At 66.5% G+C, this 16,803-nt stretch carries 15 protein-coding genes; 14 read left to right on the top strand and 1 reads right to left on the bottom strand.

The features are described from left to right. Positions 1–7 precede the first annotated feature (7 nt). Entirely contained in the window at positions 8–529 is a 522-nt protein-coding gene (locus DBR10_RS16115) for a hypothetical protein (protein WP_108556509.1), read from the bottom strand. Between DBR10_RS16115 and murC the strand changes: the two genes are divergently transcribed. The 14 genes from murC to DBR10_RS16045 all read left to right on the top strand — a co-directional run bounded on the left by murC (position 528) and on the right by DBR10_RS16045 (position 16,654). Further along, a complete protein-coding gene (gene murC, locus DBR10_RS16110) occupies positions 528–1,946 on the top strand; it encodes a UDP-N-acetylmuramate--L-alanine ligase (RefSeq protein WP_108504802.1) in 1,419 nt (472 codons plus the stop codon). The two genes, DBR10_RS16115 and murC, sit on opposite strands and share 2 nt — an antisense overlap. Beyond that, on the top strand, positions 1,943–2,239 hold the full coding sequence (locus DBR10_RS16105) for a hypothetical protein (RefSeq protein WP_108504803.1): 297 nt from the start codon (positions 1,943–1,945) through the stop codon (positions 2,237–2,239). Before murC ends, DBR10_RS16105 begins: the two co-directional genes overlap by 4 nt. Continuing rightward, positions 2,236–3,141, top strand: a complete 906-nt coding sequence (gene murB / locus DBR10_RS16100; RefSeq protein ID WP_108504804.1) for a UDP-N-acetylmuramate dehydrogenase — start codon at positions 2,236–2,238, stop codon at positions 3,139–3,141. The genes DBR10_RS16105 and murB overlap by 4 nt, the downstream gene beginning before the upstream one ends. Positions 3,142–3,347: 206 nt before the next feature. Next, positions 3,348–4,751, top strand: a complete 1,404-nt coding sequence (locus DBR10_RS16095) for a M20/M25/M40 family metallo-hydrolase (protein ID WP_108505312.1) — start codon at positions 3,348–3,350, stop codon at positions 4,749–4,751. A gap of 423 nt (positions 4,752–5,174) precedes the next feature. Beyond that, the gene (gene ftsQ / locus DBR10_RS16090) at positions 5,175–6,086 is read left to right on the top strand and encodes a cell division protein FtsQ (protein WP_108505311.1); all 912 of its coding nucleotides are present in this window, start codon (positions 5,175–5,177) and stop codon (positions 6,084–6,086) included. A 27-nt stretch (positions 6,087–6,113) separates the two neighbouring features. Further along, positions 6,114–7,439: a cell division protein FtsA gene (ftsA, locus tag DBR10_RS16085; RefSeq protein ID WP_108556508.1), complete on the top strand. Its 1,326-nt coding sequence runs from the start codon at positions 6,114–6,116 to the stop codon at positions 7,437–7,439. 306 nt (positions 7,440–7,745) lie between these two features. Continuing rightward, positions 7,746–9,287: a cell division protein FtsZ gene (gene ftsZ / locus DBR10_RS16080; protein WP_108505310.1), complete on the top strand. Its 1,542-nt coding sequence runs from the start codon at positions 7,746–7,748 to the stop codon at positions 9,285–9,287. Between the two features lie 244 nt (positions 9,288–9,531). Continuing rightward, positions 9,532–10,002, top strand: a complete 471-nt coding sequence (locus tag DBR10_RS16075; protein ID WP_108556507.1) for an Lrp/AsnC family transcriptional regulator — start codon at positions 9,532–9,534, stop codon at positions 10,000–10,002. A gap of 1,078 nt (positions 10,003–11,080) precedes the next feature. After that, complete coding sequence (locus DBR10_RS16070; RefSeq protein WP_108490673.1) at positions 11,081–11,470, top strand: hypothetical protein; 390 nt, start codon at positions 11,081–11,083, stop codon at positions 11,468–11,470. Positions 11,471–11,611: 141 nt separating this feature from the next. Next, positions 11,612–12,733: a histidinol-phosphate transaminase gene (gene hisC / locus DBR10_RS16065; protein WP_108505308.1), complete on the top strand. Its 1,122-nt coding sequence runs from the start codon at positions 11,612–11,614 to the stop codon at positions 12,731–12,733. Between the two features lie 17 nt (positions 12,734–12,750). Further along, on the top strand, positions 12,751–13,821 hold the full coding sequence (gene hppD, locus DBR10_RS16060) for a 4-hydroxyphenylpyruvate dioxygenase (RefSeq protein ID WP_108505307.1): 1,071 nt from the start codon (positions 12,751–12,753) through the stop codon (positions 13,819–13,821). A 157-nt stretch (positions 13,822–13,978) separates the two neighbouring features. Next, a complete protein-coding gene (gene hmgA / locus DBR10_RS16055) occupies positions 13,979–15,262 on the top strand; it encodes a homogentisate 1,2-dioxygenase (protein ID WP_108505306.1) in 1,284 nt (427 codons plus the stop codon). A 19-nt stretch (positions 15,263–15,281) separates the two neighbouring features. Then, the gene (locus tag DBR10_RS16050; RefSeq protein ID WP_108505305.1) at positions 15,282–16,286 is read left to right on the top strand and encodes a fumarylacetoacetate hydrolase family protein; all 1,005 of its coding nucleotides are present in this window, start codon (positions 15,282–15,284) and stop codon (positions 16,284–16,286) included. Further along, the gene (locus DBR10_RS16045) at positions 16,283–16,654 is read left to right on the top strand and encodes a Rieske (2Fe-2S) protein (protein ID WP_108505304.1); all 372 of its coding nucleotides are present in this window, start codon (positions 16,283–16,285) and stop codon (positions 16,652–16,654) included. The genes DBR10_RS16050 and DBR10_RS16045 overlap by 4 nt, the downstream gene beginning before the upstream one ends. The last annotated feature ends 149 nt before the right edge of the window (positions 16,655–16,803 follow it).

Genomic DNA, 16,803 nt, shown 5'->3' with positions numbered 1-16,803 from the left:
TAGCCCCTTAGGGCTCCGCCCCCGTCTCGATCAGCGGTCTGGCAATCCTCACCGCCTGTTCAACACCCGTCGCCACCGGCACGCCGGCAAACGGCTTCCAGCCGTCACACACCACCCGGGCTGCCGCCTCGTCGGCGCTGCCCTGCGGGGTCGAAACCGCCGGGCCCAGGTCGCCGGTGAGGGGGCCTTCATGACCGCCGGCCCGGATGCTGGCAAAGCCGGCATGGCGGATGGTGCGGGCCTCGCAGTCGATCACCTCGTGCCGCCAGCCGCCCCAGTAATCGTCCGCCCCCGCCCTGAAGCCGCCTTCGGTGACCTGTAGCAGCCGCAGGCGGGCGGTACGACCGCTCCACTGAACGCTGGTCAGGTCGACGAACACCGCAAAACGCCCGACATCGGCCAGGCGCAGCTCAAGCGGGGAGGGGGGCGTGGCAGGCACCGGCGCCTGGGCCGCCGCGGGGGCAGTCCACAAAAACAGCGTCAGGAGGGCGTTTCGCGTCGTCTTCAAATGGTCTAATCGGCTTTTCATGATCCAGCGTCGACGCCCCGTACCCTTCGAACTCGGCCCCGTGCACTTCATCGGCATCGGTGGCATCGGCATGTCCGGCATTGCCGAGATCATGCTGCGCATCGGCTATACCGTGCAGGGCAGCGACGCCAAGGCGTCGGCCAATACCGAGCGGCTGGAAAAGCTGGGCGCGCGGATCTTCATCGGCCACGACGCCGCCCATGTCGAGGGCGCCTCGGCCATCGTCTATTCGACGGCGGTCAAGGCCGATAACCCCGAAATGGTCGCCGGCCGCGACAAGCGTCTTCCCCTCGTCAGGCGTGCCGAGATGCTGGCCGAGCTGATGCGCCTGCAGTTCTCGATCGCCGTCGGCGGCACCCACGGCAAGACCACGACGACCTCGATGGTCGCCGCGCTGCTGGACGCCGGGGCTCTGGATCCCACCGTGGTCAATGGCGGCATCATCAATGCCTATGGCACCAACGCCAAGGTCGGCGAGGGCGACTGGATCGTCGTCGAGGCCGACGAGAGCGACGGCAGCTTCCTGAAGCTGAAGTCGACCGTGGCCATCGTCACCAATATCGACGCCGAGCACCTGGACCACTGGGGTACCTTCGATGCGGTGAAGAAGGGCTTCCAGGCCTTCATCGAGAACATCCCCTTCTACGGCTTTGCCGCCGTCTGTACCGACCATCCGGAAGTCCAGGCCCTGACCGCCCGGATCGAGAACCGGCGCCTGGTGACCTACGGCACCAATCCGCAGGCCGAGGTGCGGGTCTCCAACATCACCATGGGGCCGGAAGGCTCGGTGTTCGACATCATCGTCTCGCCGCGCGATGGCGATCAGGTGCGCTATGAAGGCCTGAAGATGCCGATGGCCGGGCACCACAATGTGCTCAACGCCACCGCCGCCGTGGCCGTGGCCCGCGAACTGAGCATCGGCCCCGACGCCATCCGCGCCGGTCTGGCCGGCTTCGGCGGGGTCAAGCGCCGCTTCACGACCACGGGCGTGGCGGGCGGCATCCGCGTCGTCGACGACTATGGCCACCACCCGGTCGAGATCGCCGCCGTGCTGAAAGCGGCCCGCGCCGTCTCGACCGGCAAGGTGATCGCCGTGGTCCAGCCCCACCGCTTCACCCGGCTGCGCGACCTGATGACCGAGTTCTCCAGCTGCTTCAACGACGCCGACACGGTGATCGTCGCCGACGTCTATACGGCCGGCGAGCAGCCGATCGAGGGCGTCGACAAGGACCACCTGGTCGAGGGCCTCAAGAAGTTCGGCCACCGCCGGGCCCTGGCGCTGGAAAACCCCACCGCCCTGCCGCGCCTGATCGCCGCCGAGGCCACCAGCGGCGACCTCGTGGTGCTGCTCGGGGCCGGCGACATCACCACCTGGTCCTACGCCCTGCCGGGGCAGCTGGAAGCGCTGGCGAAGTGAGCCCGCGCGGCTGGCTTGTGGCCAAGCTGGCGATCGTCGCTCTGGTAGCTCTGGACACGGCTGCCCGCTTCTGGCTGCGCTATGTCTATACGGTTGAGCGGCCTCGACAGCCGCAAGGCGCGTTTGTCAAAGCTTACAGTATCGATATTGACAAGGGGCCAACATACATCTCGAACGCTGACTTCATGCTGCTAAGCGGCCTTGAGATCGTGGGTTTCGGGCTGATCTTTGCTTTCTTTCTGCTTCAATTTCTGTCGCACCGCGCACGACGCCAAGTCCGAAGCCAATCATGACCTGGAAAACCCAACTCCCCGCCGTTCGCGGCAAGCTGCTGTTTGACGAGCCGCTGGGGCCGTTCACCTGGTTCCGGGTCGGCGGGCCGGCCGAGGTGCTGTTCCTGCCGGCCGATCCGGACGACCTGCGCGACTTCCTGCTGGCCCTGCCGCCCGAGGTGCCGGTCCAGGCCCTGGGCGTCGGCTCCAATGTGATCATCCGCGACGGCGGGGTCGAGGGTGTGGTGATCCGCTGCGCGGGCCGGGCTTTCGGCGAGGTGATCGTCGATGCCGAGAAGAACTGGGTGATCGCCGGGCCGGCGGCGCTGGACGCCCAGGTGGCCCGGGCGGCGGCCAAGGCGGGCCTGGCCGGTCTGGAATTCTTCGTCGGCATTCCCGGCACGGTCGGCGGGGCCCTGACCATGAACGCCGGCTGCTATGGCCGCGAGACCAAGGACATCCTGGTCACCGCCTGGGGCTATGACCGCACCGGCGAGATGCGCGTCTGGGACAATGCCGACTTCGGCTTCACCTATCGCCATACCGACGTGCCCCCCAACAGCATGTTCTGGGTCCAGGCCGTGTTCGAAGGCACGCCGGACGACCCCGAGGCCGTCACGGCCCGCATGGCCGAGATCACCGAGCGCCGCGAGGCCTCGCAGCCGGTCCGCGAAAAGACCGGCGGCTCGACCTTCAAGAACCCGCCGGGCCACTCGTCGTGGAAGCTGGTCGACGAGGCCGGCTGGCGCGGCAAGCCTTACGGCGGGGCGATGTTCTCGCCGCTGCATAGCAACTTCCTGATCAATACCGGCGAGGCCACGGCCGCTGATCTGGAAGGCCTGGGCGATACGGTCCGCGCCGACGTGCTGGCCAGGACCGGCATCCAGCTCGAGTGGGAAATCAAGCGGATCGGGCGGCCTTAGGTCCTCCCCCTGATGGGGGAGGGGTCGGCGCAGCCGACGGAGGGGGAAGTCTCGCCGGCGCATGACCCACGTCCCCCACCGGCCTCCGGCCGCCTCCCCCTTCCGGGAGCGGATCTTTTGGGCACCCGCCACACTTCACCGCATTGCTGACTTCTCCCGCCCCGCCGCGATGCTATGACGGTGCAAACCCCGGAGAATCCTCGCGCATGTTCCGCAAATTTCTGACCGCCGCCGTCGCCGTGTCCGCCCTGCTGGCCGGGTCCGCTCACGCCCAGGACGTCAAGACCGCCGAAGCCCTGCGCGACAAGGCCCTGCGCGACTATCTGGCCTGGGACATCACCGAGGACCTGACCACCAATATCGGCCCGCGCCTGGTGGGTTCGCCGAACATGGAGAAGGCCAAGGACTGGGCCGTGGCCAAGTTCAAGGCCCTGGGCTTCACCAACGTCAGGGTCGAGGAATTTGCCAAGCCGTCTTGGACGCGCGGCGAAGAGAGCGGCTGGCTGATGGCCCCCTATGCCATGAACCTCAACCCTGTGGGCCTGGGCCGCACCCAGTCGACCCCGGCGGGCGGCGTTGAAGCCGATGTGGCCCTGTTCAAGACCTATAACGAGATGATCGCCGCCCCCGACGGCTCGCTGAAGGGCAAGATCGTCGTCATCACCCAGCCGATGGTCCGGGCCCAGGACGGGGCGGGCTATGGCGTCGCCGGCATCTCGCGCCGATCGGGTCCGGTCGAGGCGGCAAAGAAGGGGGCGGTGGCCCTGCTGATCCGCTCGATCTCGACCTCGGACTCGAGCGTGCCGCACACCGGCGTCACCGCCAACGGCGAGGGCGTGGTGACCATTCCGGCCGCCGCCATCGGCGTGCCCGAAGCCGAGCAGCTGGAGCGCCTGGCCGCCGCCGGCAAGCCGCTGCGCATCAGGCTGAACCTGCAATCGACCTTTGACCCCAAGGACGTGGCTTGGAACATCTCGAGCGAGATCAAGGGCTCGGAGAAGCCCGACGAGGTGATCGTGATCGGCGGCCACCTCGACAGCTGGGATGTCGGCACCGGCGCGCTGGATGACGCCACCGGCGTGGCCATCACCACGGCGGCAGCCAAGCTGATCGGCGACCTGCCCAAGCATCCCAAGCGCACCATTCGCGTCGTGATGTGGGGCTCTGAGGAGAGCGGCGGCTCGTCCGAGGCCTATCTGGCCGCCCACAAGGACGAACTGCCCAAGATCGTGCTGGCCGGCGAGAGCGACACCGGTGCCGACCGCATCTACAGCCTGCAGCTGCCGGCCGGTGCGGCCGAGCATCCGGCCATGAAGGCCGCAGTCCAGACCCTGACGCCGCTGAAGATCTATCTGGACCGCGCGCCGGCCGCCCATGGCGGGGCCGACATCGGCGGGCTTGAGGCGTCGGGCGTTCCGGTGATCAACCTGAACCAGGATGCCAGCCGCTATTTCGACTACCACCACACCATGGATGACACCCTCAACAAGGTGGATCCCGCGCAACTGGCCCAGAACGTCGCGGCCTGGGCCAGCTTCCTCTACTATGTCGCCGACAGCGACATCGACTTCCGGGCGCTCGGCGCTACGGCGCCGAAGGCGGCGCACTGACCTGAGGGCTCCCCCGCCGCGGCGACACGGCGGGGGAGCCTGACGAACTGCCCGGCACGGGGTGAGTCAAAAGGTCTCAGGCCTGTCTCAGGATCGTGCAATCCTAACGCTTTCCGGGCGTCCACAGCTTTATGAAACCGGACCGGTCCCCCTTTTGGGGCGGCCCGCAGGGGCTCTGACCCGTTGAAAACCCTTTTGCGACAGGGGTTTCAGGTCTTCGTGCGTCGCAGCGGCGCCATGTCGCACTTGGTTGCCAAGGCGTAACCCGATCTTGCCTCCGTTATGACGACATTAACGACCTTGAGGGCCTTCTAGGGGTCAACACGCAGTCTTGCATGACGTCGCGTCTGTTCCGTTCCGGAGCCGGCCGCCCATCGCGGATTTCGTCGGATCAACGAGTACTCTGGATCGTGGAGGACGCTTATGCCCGCTGTAGTGCGGGGGGGATCGCCTAAGCCTAGGCGCCCTCGGGCCGAAGCGCCCGCAAGTCCAAGCAAGGCCCGTTCGGCGTCGCGCAACCCTGCGCAGCCGGCCGCGAAGCTGCATGCCGCCAAGGGCGTGGGTCTGTCGCCCGCACTGGCTCTGGGCGTCGCCGGCGCCGCACTGGGTCTTGGGCTTGTGGTCATGCTTGCGACCGGCCATCGGGCCGAGCGCCTCGTCATGGCTGCGCGCCAGGGCGTAGACGGCCAGTTCGCCGCCGCCGGGTTCAAGCTGACCAAGCTGCATGTGCAGGGTGCCTCGCCCCAGGCCGAGGCCGACATCCGCCGCGCTTCGGGCCTCTATCAGGACCAACCGACCCTGGGCCTCGACCTCGCCGCCATCCGCCAGCGCGTCGAGACGGTGGGCTGGGTGAAGCAGGCCAAGGTCGTGCGGCTTCTGCCCGACACCGTGCTGATCGCCGTCGAAGAGCGTCCGGCCCTGGCGGTCTGGCAGTATCACGGTCGCATGCGGGTCATTGACGCCGAGGGGCGGGTGATTTCCGAGGCCGATGCCGCGCGTTTCCCGCAGCTTCCGCTGGTCGTGGGGCAGGGGGCTGACCAGGCCGCCGGCGCGATCCTGCCGGCTGTTGCGGGCCGGCCCCGCCTGCGCGACCGGCTGGAAGCCCTGGTACGGGTCGACGACCGCCGCTGGGATCTGCGCCTGAAAGACGGCTCGCTGATCCAGCTTCCGGCGATCGACGAAGAATCTGCACTGATTCAACTGGATCAGTTGGACCAGCGGCAACGAATCCTGGATTTGGGTTTCGCGCGCATCGATCTGCGCGATCCCGAGATGGTGGCTGTTAGACCCCGCGACGCGGTTCTGCCTGGGCAGACCGTGGCCGGCGGCGCGTAACGTGATGGTATAGAGGTGACGATAGCGATGTCGCGTATGGAGGACCGCAAGCAGGCCCGTGATGGCCTGAAGGCGACGCTTGTGCGTCAGCCCGCCGTCGCCGCCGTCGACCTCGGCGCGTCCAAGGTTACCTGCTTCATCATGAAGGCCGACGGGGTCCACCGCGACAACCGCACCCTGACCACCTCCGGCGTCGGCTATGTCCAGTCGCGCGGCGTGCGGGGCGGCGCGATCATCAATCTCGACGAGGCCGCCCAGGCCATCGCCCAGGCCGTGGAACGGGCCGAGACCGTCGCCGGCGTTCACGTCCAGGGTGTCAGCGTCTGCACGGCCGGTGGCCAGCTGGCCAGCCACCGGGTTCACACCCAGGTCTCGCTCGGGGCCCGTCCGATCGCGGACGGCGACCTGTCGCGCGCCATCGGCTCGGCCCTGGCCCAGGTCCGCCTGCCGGGCCGCAAGCCCATTCACCTGCTGCCGATCGCCTGGTCGGTGGACGGCCAGAGGGGCATTCGCGACCCGCGGGCCATGTTCGGCCGGGCGCTGGGCCTGGAACTGCTGGTCGTCTCGATCAACGAGAACATCTTCCACACCCTGGCCCACTGCGTGGAACGCGCTCACCTCAGCTTCGAGGGCGTGGTCGCCGCGCCCTTCGCCTCGGCCCTGGCGGCCCTGGAAGAGGACGAGATGGACCTGGGCGCCGTCTGTATCGACATGGGCGGCGGCTCGACCTCGGTGGCGGTGTTCAACAACGGCGCGCTCTGCCACGTCGACAGCCTGGCCGTCGGCGGTGGTCACGTGACCCAGGACATCGCCCGCGGCCTGCAGACCTCGGTCGCCGGGGCCGAGCGCATCAAGACCCTGCACGGCAGTGCCATCGCCTCGGCCAACGAGGATCGCGAGATGATCGAGGCTCCGCCGCGGGGTGACGATCCAGGCGCCGGTCCCGTCATTGCGCCGCGCTCTCTGCTCAAGGGCATCATCCAGCCGCGCGTCGAAGAAACCCTGGAACTGCTGCGCGAACGCCTGAAGGCGTCTGGCGCGCCGGTCGAGCCGGGCGCGGGCATCGTCCTGACCGGCGGGGCCAGCCAGCTGGCCGGCGTGCGCGAAGTGGCCGTGCGGGTCTTTGACCGTCCGGTGCGCCTTGGGCGTCCGCGCCGCGTACCCCATCTGGCCGATGCCGCCTCGGGCCCGGCCTTCTGCGCCGCCGCAGGCGTACTGCACCGCTCGGCCTTCGGCCCCCGGGAAGTGGTCTCGCCCAAGGCCCTGGCGACGGCCGCCCTGCGCAAGCGCCCCATCGATCCGAACGCTTCGCCTATGGCCAAGGCCGCAGCCTGGCTGCGCGAGAATCTTTAACAGATATCGTTAACGGCCAAGCTTTGACCTCGCGGAAAAGCGCCCCCGATCGTTAAAAAATCCCTCAGCGGCGTTCGGTCGCATCAGGTCTCAAACCCTTGCAGAAGCTTTGGAACGGCAGGGGATTCTGTTGATAGAGCGCAATTTGTGAACCCGTAGCGCTCGACCTGTCCCCGACTCAGATTATGCAGTTAACCGCCGATTAACGATGGTGGTTGTTCTGTTAACCCAATCGTCGAGGCGTTCCCGACGATTGGATCGCCGGGGTCTTGTTTGACGATGTCGGCGATAGGTCGCGAGGGTCCAATGGCTATTTCTCTTTCCGCGCCGCAGACCACTGAGTTGAAGCCGCGTATCGTGGTGTTCGGCGTCGGTGGGGCTGGTGGTAACGCCGTCAACAACATGATCGAGGCCGGCCTCGAAGGTGTTGAGTTCGTCGTCGCCAATACGGACGCACAGCAGCTCCAGTTCGCCAAGACCGATCGACGTATCCAGCTCGGCGTGCAGGTCACGCAGGGCCTGGGTGCCGGTGCGCATCCCGAAGTCGGCATGAGCGCCGCCGAAGAGAGCTTCCCCGAGATCGGCGAGCACCTCGACGGTGCCCACATGGTCTTCATAACCGCCGGCATGGGCGGCGGCACCGGCACCGGTGCGGCCCCGATCATCGCCAAGTGCGCCCGCGAGCGCGGCATCCTGACCGTCGGCGTCGTGACCAAGCCCTTCCACTTCGAAGGCCGTCACCGCATGCGTCTGGCCGATGCCGGCATCGGCGAGCTGCAGCGCTATGTCGACACCCTGATCGTCATTCCGAACCAGAATCTGTTCCGCGTCGCCAACGAGCGCACCACCTTCGCCGAGGCCTTCGGTATGGCCGACCAGGTGCTGCACTCGGGCGTTCGCTCGATCACCGACCTGATGGTCCTGCCGGGCCTGATCAACCTCGACTTCGCCGACGTCCGTACGGTCATGACCGAAATGGGCAAGGCGATGATGGGCACCGGCGAGGGCACCGGCGAAGACCGCGCCCTGATGGCCGCCCAGAACGCCATCGCCAACCCGCTGCTGGACGAAGTCTCGCTGAAGGGGGCCAAGGCCGTGCTGGTCAACGTGACCGGCGGCATGGACATGACCCTGCTGGAAGTCGACGAGGCCGCCAACGCGATCTCCGACCAGGTCGACCCGGAAGCCAACATCATCTTCGGCGCGGCCTTCGATCCGTCGCTGGACGGCGTCATCCGCGTGTCGGTGGTCGCCACCGGCATGGACGGGGCCTCCATCGCCCAGATCGAACCCAAGCCGGTTGCCCGCAACACCTCGGCCGCGCCGCTGATCGTCGAGACGGCCCGTCCGGCTCCCGCGCCGCAGCCCGAGCCTGCCCTTCGGACGCCGTCGCGCTACGAGGCCCGCCCTTTTGAGCGGCCGGCCGCGCAGCCGGTAAACTATGCGCCTGAGCCCGCCTACCAGGCCCCCGAGCCCGAAATGGCGGCTGAAGAGCCCCAGACCGATCTCTATTTCGAAGAGCCGGTCGCCGAGGCGCAGCCCGAGCCGCGTATCACCGGCCCAGCGCCGCGCCCCGTGACCCGGATCGTCGATCCGATGGTCGACGAGTTCGAAGAGCAGCCGCTGTATCCCGAGCCGCATCATGATGATCGTCGGGCCCAGAAGTCGGGCGGCTGGATGAGCCTGTTCGGCGGTGGCCGGCAGCGCTACGACCAGCAACCGGCCCCGCAGCCCCAGACCCGTTCGACCACCAGCGCCCGCCCGGCCGTCCAGCCCCTGGACGCGCCCCATGCGGACGAAGGCGAGGATCTCGAGATCCCGTCGTTCCTGCGCCGCCTGGCCAACTGAAAAGCCGGGTCTGACAGACACTGAACAAGCGCCCGGGGTGAAAGCCCCGGGCGTTTTTGTTTTTGGGTGGCCACTTGCCCCCTCCGCGCTGCGCGCTCCTCCCCCTTAGGGGGAAGATGGGATCATCCGCTCCCTCTGGGGGCGGACGACCTGCAAAGCAGGTCAGGTGGGGGCGAGTGGCCTTCTATCCCAATCGCGGCTAGGTTGGCACAATCTGCCAACCTAGCCGCAAATCCCGGTCACGATGAAGCTCACCCGCGCCGATCGCAAGATTCTCGAGATCCTCCAGCAGGACAGCTCGGTCACCAATGTCGAGCTGGCCGAGCGCGTGGGCCTGTCGCCCAGCCCGTGCCTGCGCCGGGTCAAGCAGCTGGAGGCCAGCGGCCTGATCGCCGGCTATGTGGCCCTGCTGGACCGCCGCAAGGCGCGGCTGGACCTGCTGGCCTATGTCGAGGTCCAGGTCGACCGCCACAGCGAAACCGCCGCCGACGCCTTCGCCGAAGCCGTGCGCCGCGAGCCCATGGTGGTGGGCTGCCACGCCATGACCGGCGGCTATGACTACCTGCTGCGGGTGGTGGCCCCCAATCTCGACGCCTATGCCGAGTTCACCATGAAGCGCCTGCTGAAGATGCCGGCGGTCAAGGATATCCGCTCCAGCTTCGTGCTGGAGACGATCAAGGACGATACGGCGCTGCCGCTGGATTATGTGGAGTAGGGGGGCTGTGACGCTCAGGGTCGGCGTCAAGCGCGGGCGTCAATTGGCGGTCCCGACCCTGGTTGGACGTTACATGAAGTGTCGAACTTAGTGGGTAAGATGGGGTGGATATTCCGATGAACGAATTTCGGTTGGTTTTCCTGTCGGGTCTTATTGCGATTTCGGCATGTGAGCCCAACGGTACTCAGATTTCGGGCAAAGGCCCCGCCTTATCTGTTAGAGAGATTGTGGATATTCGTGTGGTTGGTCCGCCTGAGCGCAGTAGGTTCTTAGTTCATGGAAGATTGGTGGATGGCTCTCCTCACGATCTGATTATAAAAGACGACAGATGTGGCGATTATTGCAAGGATATATTGGGAATATCTGGCGCTGACGGACATGCAAGTGTAATGAAGTTCTCAGAAATTTCTGGCATGGTTAGAAATTCGGGACCATCTGGCTTATCGTATATTCCCGCCAAGATGCTAGTTAGCCCAGTATACGTTGATACGCTCAAGAAAAGTAACGGAAAGTCAGTGTATCGGATAGGGCGTCTCGAGCTCATCGACGTTATGTGTGCTAATTGCTAGGTTGAAGAATTGGTCTGCTGTATTACGTTGCTGAATTAACAGGGTGCTTTCAGCTTAACCGTAGTGAAGAGACGCCCGGGACTGGACATAGCGGGACGGCCCACCCCTTCGCCACGCGGGCATTTGGACGAGATGGTCTCCTTATCCCAGCGCACAAGGATCGCCGCTCCGCGCAATTGCGCGGAGACGATTGATTGGCCCGATAGTATTGGCCTTCCGTCCACCATCCTTCTCGGACGTTCCCAAGGTCCGCTCGTTGACTTACCCGCGTCCGTCCCGGATGCGGCTCCCGCCTTAAATCCTTGGGGGATCGGGGCTCTGGCGTCTGGCCGTGTCAAGGACGGCGCGGGGCGCCGCCGCGGCGCGGCTGGCCGCAGGCCAGTCCTTGACACGGCCAGACGCCAGAGCAGGCTCACCTGCAAGGCTTCAAGGCGCGGCCTCACCATGGCGGGCGGGGTAGGGGCTGGGACCGAACCGCTTTGCATGCGGCTTAATAGGGTGAGGCGGGCATGAAGAACGTAGCGGTGCTTGTCGTCCTGGCTTTGGTCGCCGCCTGTTCGCCCGGCTATGAGAACCCCAACAGGGGGCGACCGGTGGAAGCCGGCCATATCCGGCTGTCATGGGAGCAAGTCGATCCTCGCCGTGCGCCGTTGGACGCTGCGGCGGCGCGAGGTCGGGGAGATCGGCACCTGCTGGGTGTCTATACCTACAGCTCGGTCGTTCCGGGCGGCGAGGCCGTCAGCAAGAGCGAACCTCCAAGGCCTGTTCTGTTCATTGAGGACACCGGCGATCAGGTGCGCGGCTTGGCCCATTCGGCCTTCAACAAGAGGGCCGCCGCCTATGCCTTGGCTTACAATCGGGCGCTTTTGTCGACGCCCAGGCCCCCTGGTGGCAGCTAGCATACGTTAGCACAGTATGCTGATTAGAAGCGGAAATACGGTTATAGATGATATCATCACTCCACAAGTTGCCCCAGATCGCCACACATCGCCCCGTAATCCGCTCTATCCTGACCGTCGCTCTCGGGAGGAACGGACGTTATGCTGGTTGTCGATCAAAAGCCGCTGGCCAATGCCGTGCCCTCGCCGATGCGGGCCGCGCTGGAGACAGTGCAGGCTTACCGCTCGGGCATGACCCTGGCCGAGGCCGGCCGCCGGGCCGGGCGCAGCGATTTCTCCAAGCTGGCCAGCAACGAGAACCTGCTGGGCCCCAGCCCTCAGGTGGCTGATGCCGTGATGGCCGCCATGGCCCATCCGGAAATCTATCCCGACCCCTATTGCGAGACCCTGCGCGACGCCCTGGGTACCCATCTGGCCGTTGATCCGGCCCGTATCGTGGTGTCGCCGGGGTCTGAGGCCCTGATCGACTATCTGTTCCGCGCGGTGATCGCGCCGGGCGAGACGATCCTGATGTCGACCCCGACCTTCCCGGCCTACGAGATCTTCGCCAAGTGCGCCGAGGCGAGCATCATCGACGTGCCGCGCCTGGCCAGTTTTGACCTCGACGTCGAGGCCTTCAAGGTCGAGGCGGCCAAGGGGCCCAAGCTGCTGGTGCTGTGCACCCCCAACAATCCGACCGGCAACGCCCTGACCGGCGTCGACATCGGCGAGATCCTGGCCGTCACGCCGCGCTCGACCATGGTGTTCGTCGACGAAGCCTATCGCGAGTATCACGAGGTGTTCGACACCTTCGCCCTGCTGGAGGCCTGGGGCGGCCCGTGGGTGTCGGCGCGCACCTTCTCCAAGGCCTACGGCCTGGCCGGCATGCGGGTCGGCTATGGCGTGGCCTCGTCGGCGCAGCTGGTCGGCTATCTGGATCGCCTGCGCCCGCCCTTCAACGTCACCGCCGTGTCGCAGGCCGCCGCCCTTGCGGCCCTGGCCGATGTCGAACACCTTGAGCGCACCGTGGCCCTGACCGTGGCCGAGCGGGCCCGGGTCGAGGCGGCGCTGGACGCGCTCGGCATCGAGCACACGAAAAGCGAGGCCAATTTCGTGTTCCTGAAGACGCCGGCCGGCCCTGAGGCCACGACTGCGCGTTTGTTGCAGGAGGGGCTTATCATCCGCCCGACGCCGGTGGCCGGCGGCTGGGTTCGCATCACCATTGGCCGTCCGGCCGACAATGACCGCCTGATCGCCGCCCTGCCGGCGGCTCTGGCCCGCTGAGCTTCGGGAGCTTCTCCATGCCCATGACCGCAGAAAACCCGCTGGGCCTCGACGGCTTCGAGTTTGTCGAGTTCACCAGCCCCGACCCCGCCGCCATGAAGGCGCTGTTCGAGGCCCTCGGCTTCGTGGCCGCCAGCAAACACCCGACCAAGCCGGTGACCCGCTATAAGCAGGGCCGCATCAACCTGCTGGTCAATGAAGACACCGCCGGCCAGGTCGCCGATTTCCGGGCCGCCCACGGTCCGTCGGCCAACGGCATGGCCTTCCGCGTCGAGGACGTCGAGGCGGCCTATGCCGAAGCCCTGAAGCGCGGCGCGGTCGCCGCTGACGCCTCCCGGACGGTGCTGGGCGAAGGCGCGCGGGTGCTGGAAGGCATCGGCGGCTCGATGCTCTATCTGGTCGGTCGCCATGGCGATCTCGGCACCATCTATGACAGCTGGGAACAGGTGCCCGGCGCCGCCCTGGCCGAGGCCAAGAACAATGTCGGCCTGGACCTGCTCGACCACCTGACCCACAACGTCAAGCGCGGGCAGATGCGCACCTGGTCGACCTTCTATCGCGATGTCTTCGGCTTCGAGGAGCAGAAGTATTTCGACATCAAGGGCCAGGCGACCGGCCTGTTCAGCCAGGCGATGATCGCGCCCGACAAGGCCATCCGCATCCCGCTGAACGAGAGCCAGGACGACAAGAGCCAGATCGAGGAGTTCATCCGCCAGTACAATGGCGAGGGCATCCAGCACCTGGCCCTGACTACCCCCGACATCTACGACACCGTGGAGAAGCTGCGCGCCCGGGGCGTCAAGCTGCAGGACACCATCGAGACCTATTACGAGCTGGTCGACAAGCGCGTACCTGGCCATGGCGAGGACCTTGAGCGCCTGCGCAAGAACCGCATCCTGCTGGACGGCAATGTCGGCGAAGAGGGCCTGCTGCTGCAGATCTTCACCGAGAACCTCTTTGGTCCGATCTTCTTCGAGATCATCCAGCGCAAGGGCAATGAAGGCTTTGGCAACGGCAACTTCCAGGCCCTGTTCGAGAGCATCGAGCTGGACCAAATCCGCCGTGGCGTGATCACGGTCGAGGCGTAATAGCCCTTCCTTGTCATCCCGGCCGAAGCGTAGCGTAGAGCCGGGACCCAGGGGCGGGCTGGGCGAACGCAGTGCAGCCGCCCCTGGGTCCCGGATAGCCTCTGCGAGGCTTCCGGGATGACAAGATAAGGATGGCCACTGGGTTACGGGAACGCACATGGACCTCCAATATCAGTCCGGCTTCGGCAATCACTTCGCCACCGAGGCCGTGCCCGGGGCCCTGCCGGTAGGGCAGAACTCGCCGCAGAAGGTGCCGTTCGGTCTCTATGCCGAGCAGCTGTCGGGCAGCGCCTTCACCGCGCCGCGCCACGAGAACCGCCGCAGCTGGCTGTATCGCCTGCGCCCCAGCGCCGGTCACGGGGCCGCCCGGCCCTATGAGCAGCCGTGCCTTGCGGGACCGGGGGATGAACCGGTCAATCCCAACCGCCTGCGCTGGGACCCGCTGGAGATCCCCGCCAAGCCCACCGACTTCGTCGACGGCCTGGCCTGCCTGGCCGGCAATGGCGAAGCCGGTGTGCAGTCCGGGATCGCGATCCACCTCTACCTCGCCAATGTCTCGATGCGCGACCGGGTGTTCTACAACGCCGACGGCGAGCTGCTGATCGTCCCACAACAGGGCGTCCTGACCCTGGTGACCGAGATGGGGATCCTGACGGCCGGCCCGGGCCATATCGCGGTGATCCCGCGCGGCGTGCGGTTCCGGGTCGAGATCGACGGTCCCTCGCGCGGCTATGTCTGCGAAAACTACGGCGCGATGTTCAAGCTGCCCGACCTTGGCCCCATCGGGGCCAACGGCCTGGCCAATCCGCGCGACTTCGAGACGCCGGTTGCGGCGTTCGAGGATGTCGATGGCCCGACCGAGGTGATCCAGAAGTTCCACGGCCGTCTGTGGTCGGCGACCTGGGAGCACAGCCCGCTGGACGTGGTGGCCTGGCACGGCAACCTGGCTCCGTATCGCTATGATCTGGACCGCTTCAACACGATCAATACGGTCAGTTTCGACCATCCGGATCCGTCGATCTTCACGGTGCTGACCGCTCCCAGCGAGATCGCCGGCACGGCCAACTGTGATTTCGTGATCTTCCCGCCGCGCTGGATGGTGGCCGAGCACACCTTCCGGCCGCCCTGGTTCCATCGCAACGTCATGAGCGAGTTCATGGGCCTGGTGCATGGGGCCTATGACGCCAAGGCTGGAGGCTTCCTGCCGGGCGGGGCTTCCCTGCACAACTGCATGAGCGACCACGGCCCCGATCTGGCCAGCTGGCGGGCCGCCACGGACGCGGTTCTGGCCCCCCACAGGATCGACGGGACCCTGGCCTTCATGTTCGAAAGTCGCTGGGTGATCCGGCCGACACGATTTGCGCTGGAGAGTTGCGCGCTTCAGGCGGACTATGACGCCTGCTGGTCGGACTTCCCCAAGGCCGTCCTGCCCAAACCATAAAGAAAAAGAGGAAGCGCCTATGAAGCTCGCGTCTCTCAAGGGTGGCCGTGACGGCCGTCTGGTGGTGGTCTCCAACGACCTGGCCTGGTTTACGGACGCGGGTACCATCGCCCCGACCCTGCAGGCGGCGCTGGATGACTGGGCCCATTGCGAGCCGTTGCTGCGGGGGCTGGCCGAGAGTCTGGAACATGGCGCGGTGCCCAAGGAGCGCTTCCACGAGCATGACGCCCTCAGCCCTCTGCCGCGCGGCTATCAGTGGGTGGACGGTAGCGCCTATGTGAACCACGTGCAGTTGGTCCGGCAGGCCCGCGGGGCGGAAATGCCCGAGACCTTCTGGACAGATCCCCTGATGTACCAAGGGGCTTCGGACGGCTTCCTGGCACCGCGCGACACCATTCCTCTCGCCGATTCCGCCTGGGGCTGTGACCTGGAGGGCGAGATCGCTGTCATCGTCGGTGACGTGCCGCTGGGGGCCAGCCGCGACGAGGCCCTGGCGGCCATCCAGCTGGTCATGCTCTGCAATGACGTCTCGCTGCGCAATCTGATCCCGGCCGAACTGGCCAAGGGCTTCGGCTTTGTGCAGTCCAAGCCGGCCAGCGCCTTCTCCCCCGTCGCGGTCAGTCCGGACGCCCTGCCGGGCTGGAAGGACGGCAAGCTGCACGGCGCGCTGCTGGTCGAGCTGAACGGCGAGGACTTCGGTTGCGCCGATGCCGGGGTCGACATGACCTTCGACTTCGGGACCCTGGTCGCCCATGCCGCCAAGACCCGTCCCCTGTGCGCCGGCACCATCGTCGGCTCGGGCACGGTCAGCAATCGCGGCCCCGACGGCGGCCCCGGCAAGCCGGTGTCCCAGGGCGGTGTCGGCTATTCCTGCCTGGCCGAGCTGCGCACGGTCGAGACCATCCTGACGGGCGCGGCCAGCACGCCGTTCCTGATGGGCGACGACACCATCCGGATCGAGATGAAGGACGCCAGAGGGCACACCATCTTCGGGGCCATCGAGCAGACGGTCGAGCGCGTTTGAGCCAGGACGAGCCGGTCGGGCGGGTCTGGACCACACCTGCGGGTGTCGGTCTGGGGCCGCTCGACCTGATCGTTGACGGCGGGGCCCGCAACTATGTCCTGCAGATCGGCGACAAGCGGTTCCATGGCTTTGTCGTGCGGCGGGGCGAGGCGGTGTTCGGCTATGTCGACCGGTGTCCGCATGCCGGACTGCCCCTGGCCCAGCAGCTGGATCAGTATCTGACGTCGGATGGAGGTCTGATCGCCTGCTCCTGGCACGGAGCCGTGTTCACGGTCGATGAAGGGGCCTGTGTCGGCGGCCCCTGCACCGGCGCGAAGCTGTCGCCCTGGCCGGTCGTCGTGCGCGAGGGGCGGGTGTTTTCGGCCTGAACGGTTTAGCCTCGTGGTAAGCGCCAGGGAGCAGCCCATGACCGAGATACCCACTACCGGTGCCTTCACCATCATTCCCAGCAACGACCTGTCCGCCGCAATCCCTTTCTGGGAGCGGCTGGGTCTGGTGCGAACGGGCGGTGACGCCA

The sequence above is a fragment of the Caulobacter sp. HMWF025 genome, assembly GCF_003060965.1.
GTDB lineage: Bacteria > Pseudomonadota > Alphaproteobacteria > Caulobacterales > Caulobacteraceae > Caulobacter.
Note: the sequence above shows the minus strand (reverse complement) of the source record. Positions and strands in the feature narration are given on the sequence as shown.

Excerpts from the sequence above, each read along its gene's own strand:
- murC (WP_108504802.1), top strand. The coding sequence starts at position 528 with ATGATCCAGCGTCGACGCCCCGTACCCTTCGAACTCGGCCCCGTGCAC.
- DBR10_RS16115 (WP_108556509.1), bottom strand. The coding sequence starts at position 529 with ATGAAAAGCCGATTAGACCATTTGAAGACGACGCGAAACGCCCTCCTG.
- murB (WP_108504804.1), top strand. The coding sequence starts at position 2,236 with ATGACCTGGAAAACCCAACTCCCCGCCGTTCGCGGCAAGCTGCTGTTT.
- DBR10_RS16095 (WP_108505312.1), top strand. The coding sequence starts at position 3,348 with ATGTTCCGCAAATTTCTGACCGCCGCCGTCGCCGTGTCCGCCCTGCTG.
- ftsQ (WP_108505311.1), top strand. The coding sequence starts at position 5,175 with ATGCCCGCTGTAGTGCGGGGGGGATCGCCTAAGCCTAGGCGCCCTCGG.
- ftsA (WP_108556508.1), top strand. The coding sequence starts at position 6,114 with ATGTCGCGTATGGAGGACCGCAAGCAGGCCCGTGATGGCCTGAAGGCG.
- ftsZ (WP_108505310.1), top strand. The coding sequence starts at position 7,746 with ATGGCTATTTCTCTTTCCGCGCCGCAGACCACTGAGTTGAAGCCGCGT.
- DBR10_RS16075 (WP_108556507.1), top strand. The coding sequence starts at position 9,532 with ATGAAGCTCACCCGCGCCGATCGCAAGATTCTCGAGATCCTCCAGCAG.
- DBR10_RS16070 (WP_108490673.1), top strand. The coding sequence starts at position 11,081 with ATGAAGAACGTAGCGGTGCTTGTCGTCCTGGCTTTGGTCGCCGCCTGT.
- hisC (WP_108505308.1), top strand. The coding sequence starts at position 11,612 with ATGCTGGTTGTCGATCAAAAGCCGCTGGCCAATGCCGTGCCCTCGCCG.
- hppD (WP_108505307.1), top strand. The coding sequence starts at position 12,751 with ATGCCCATGACCGCAGAAAACCCGCTGGGCCTCGACGGCTTCGAGTTT.
- hmgA (WP_108505306.1), top strand. The coding sequence starts at position 13,979 with ATGGACCTCCAATATCAGTCCGGCTTCGGCAATCACTTCGCCACCGAG.
- DBR10_RS16050 (WP_108505305.1), top strand. The coding sequence starts at position 15,282 with ATGAAGCTCGCGTCTCTCAAGGGTGGCCGTGACGGCCGTCTGGTGGTG.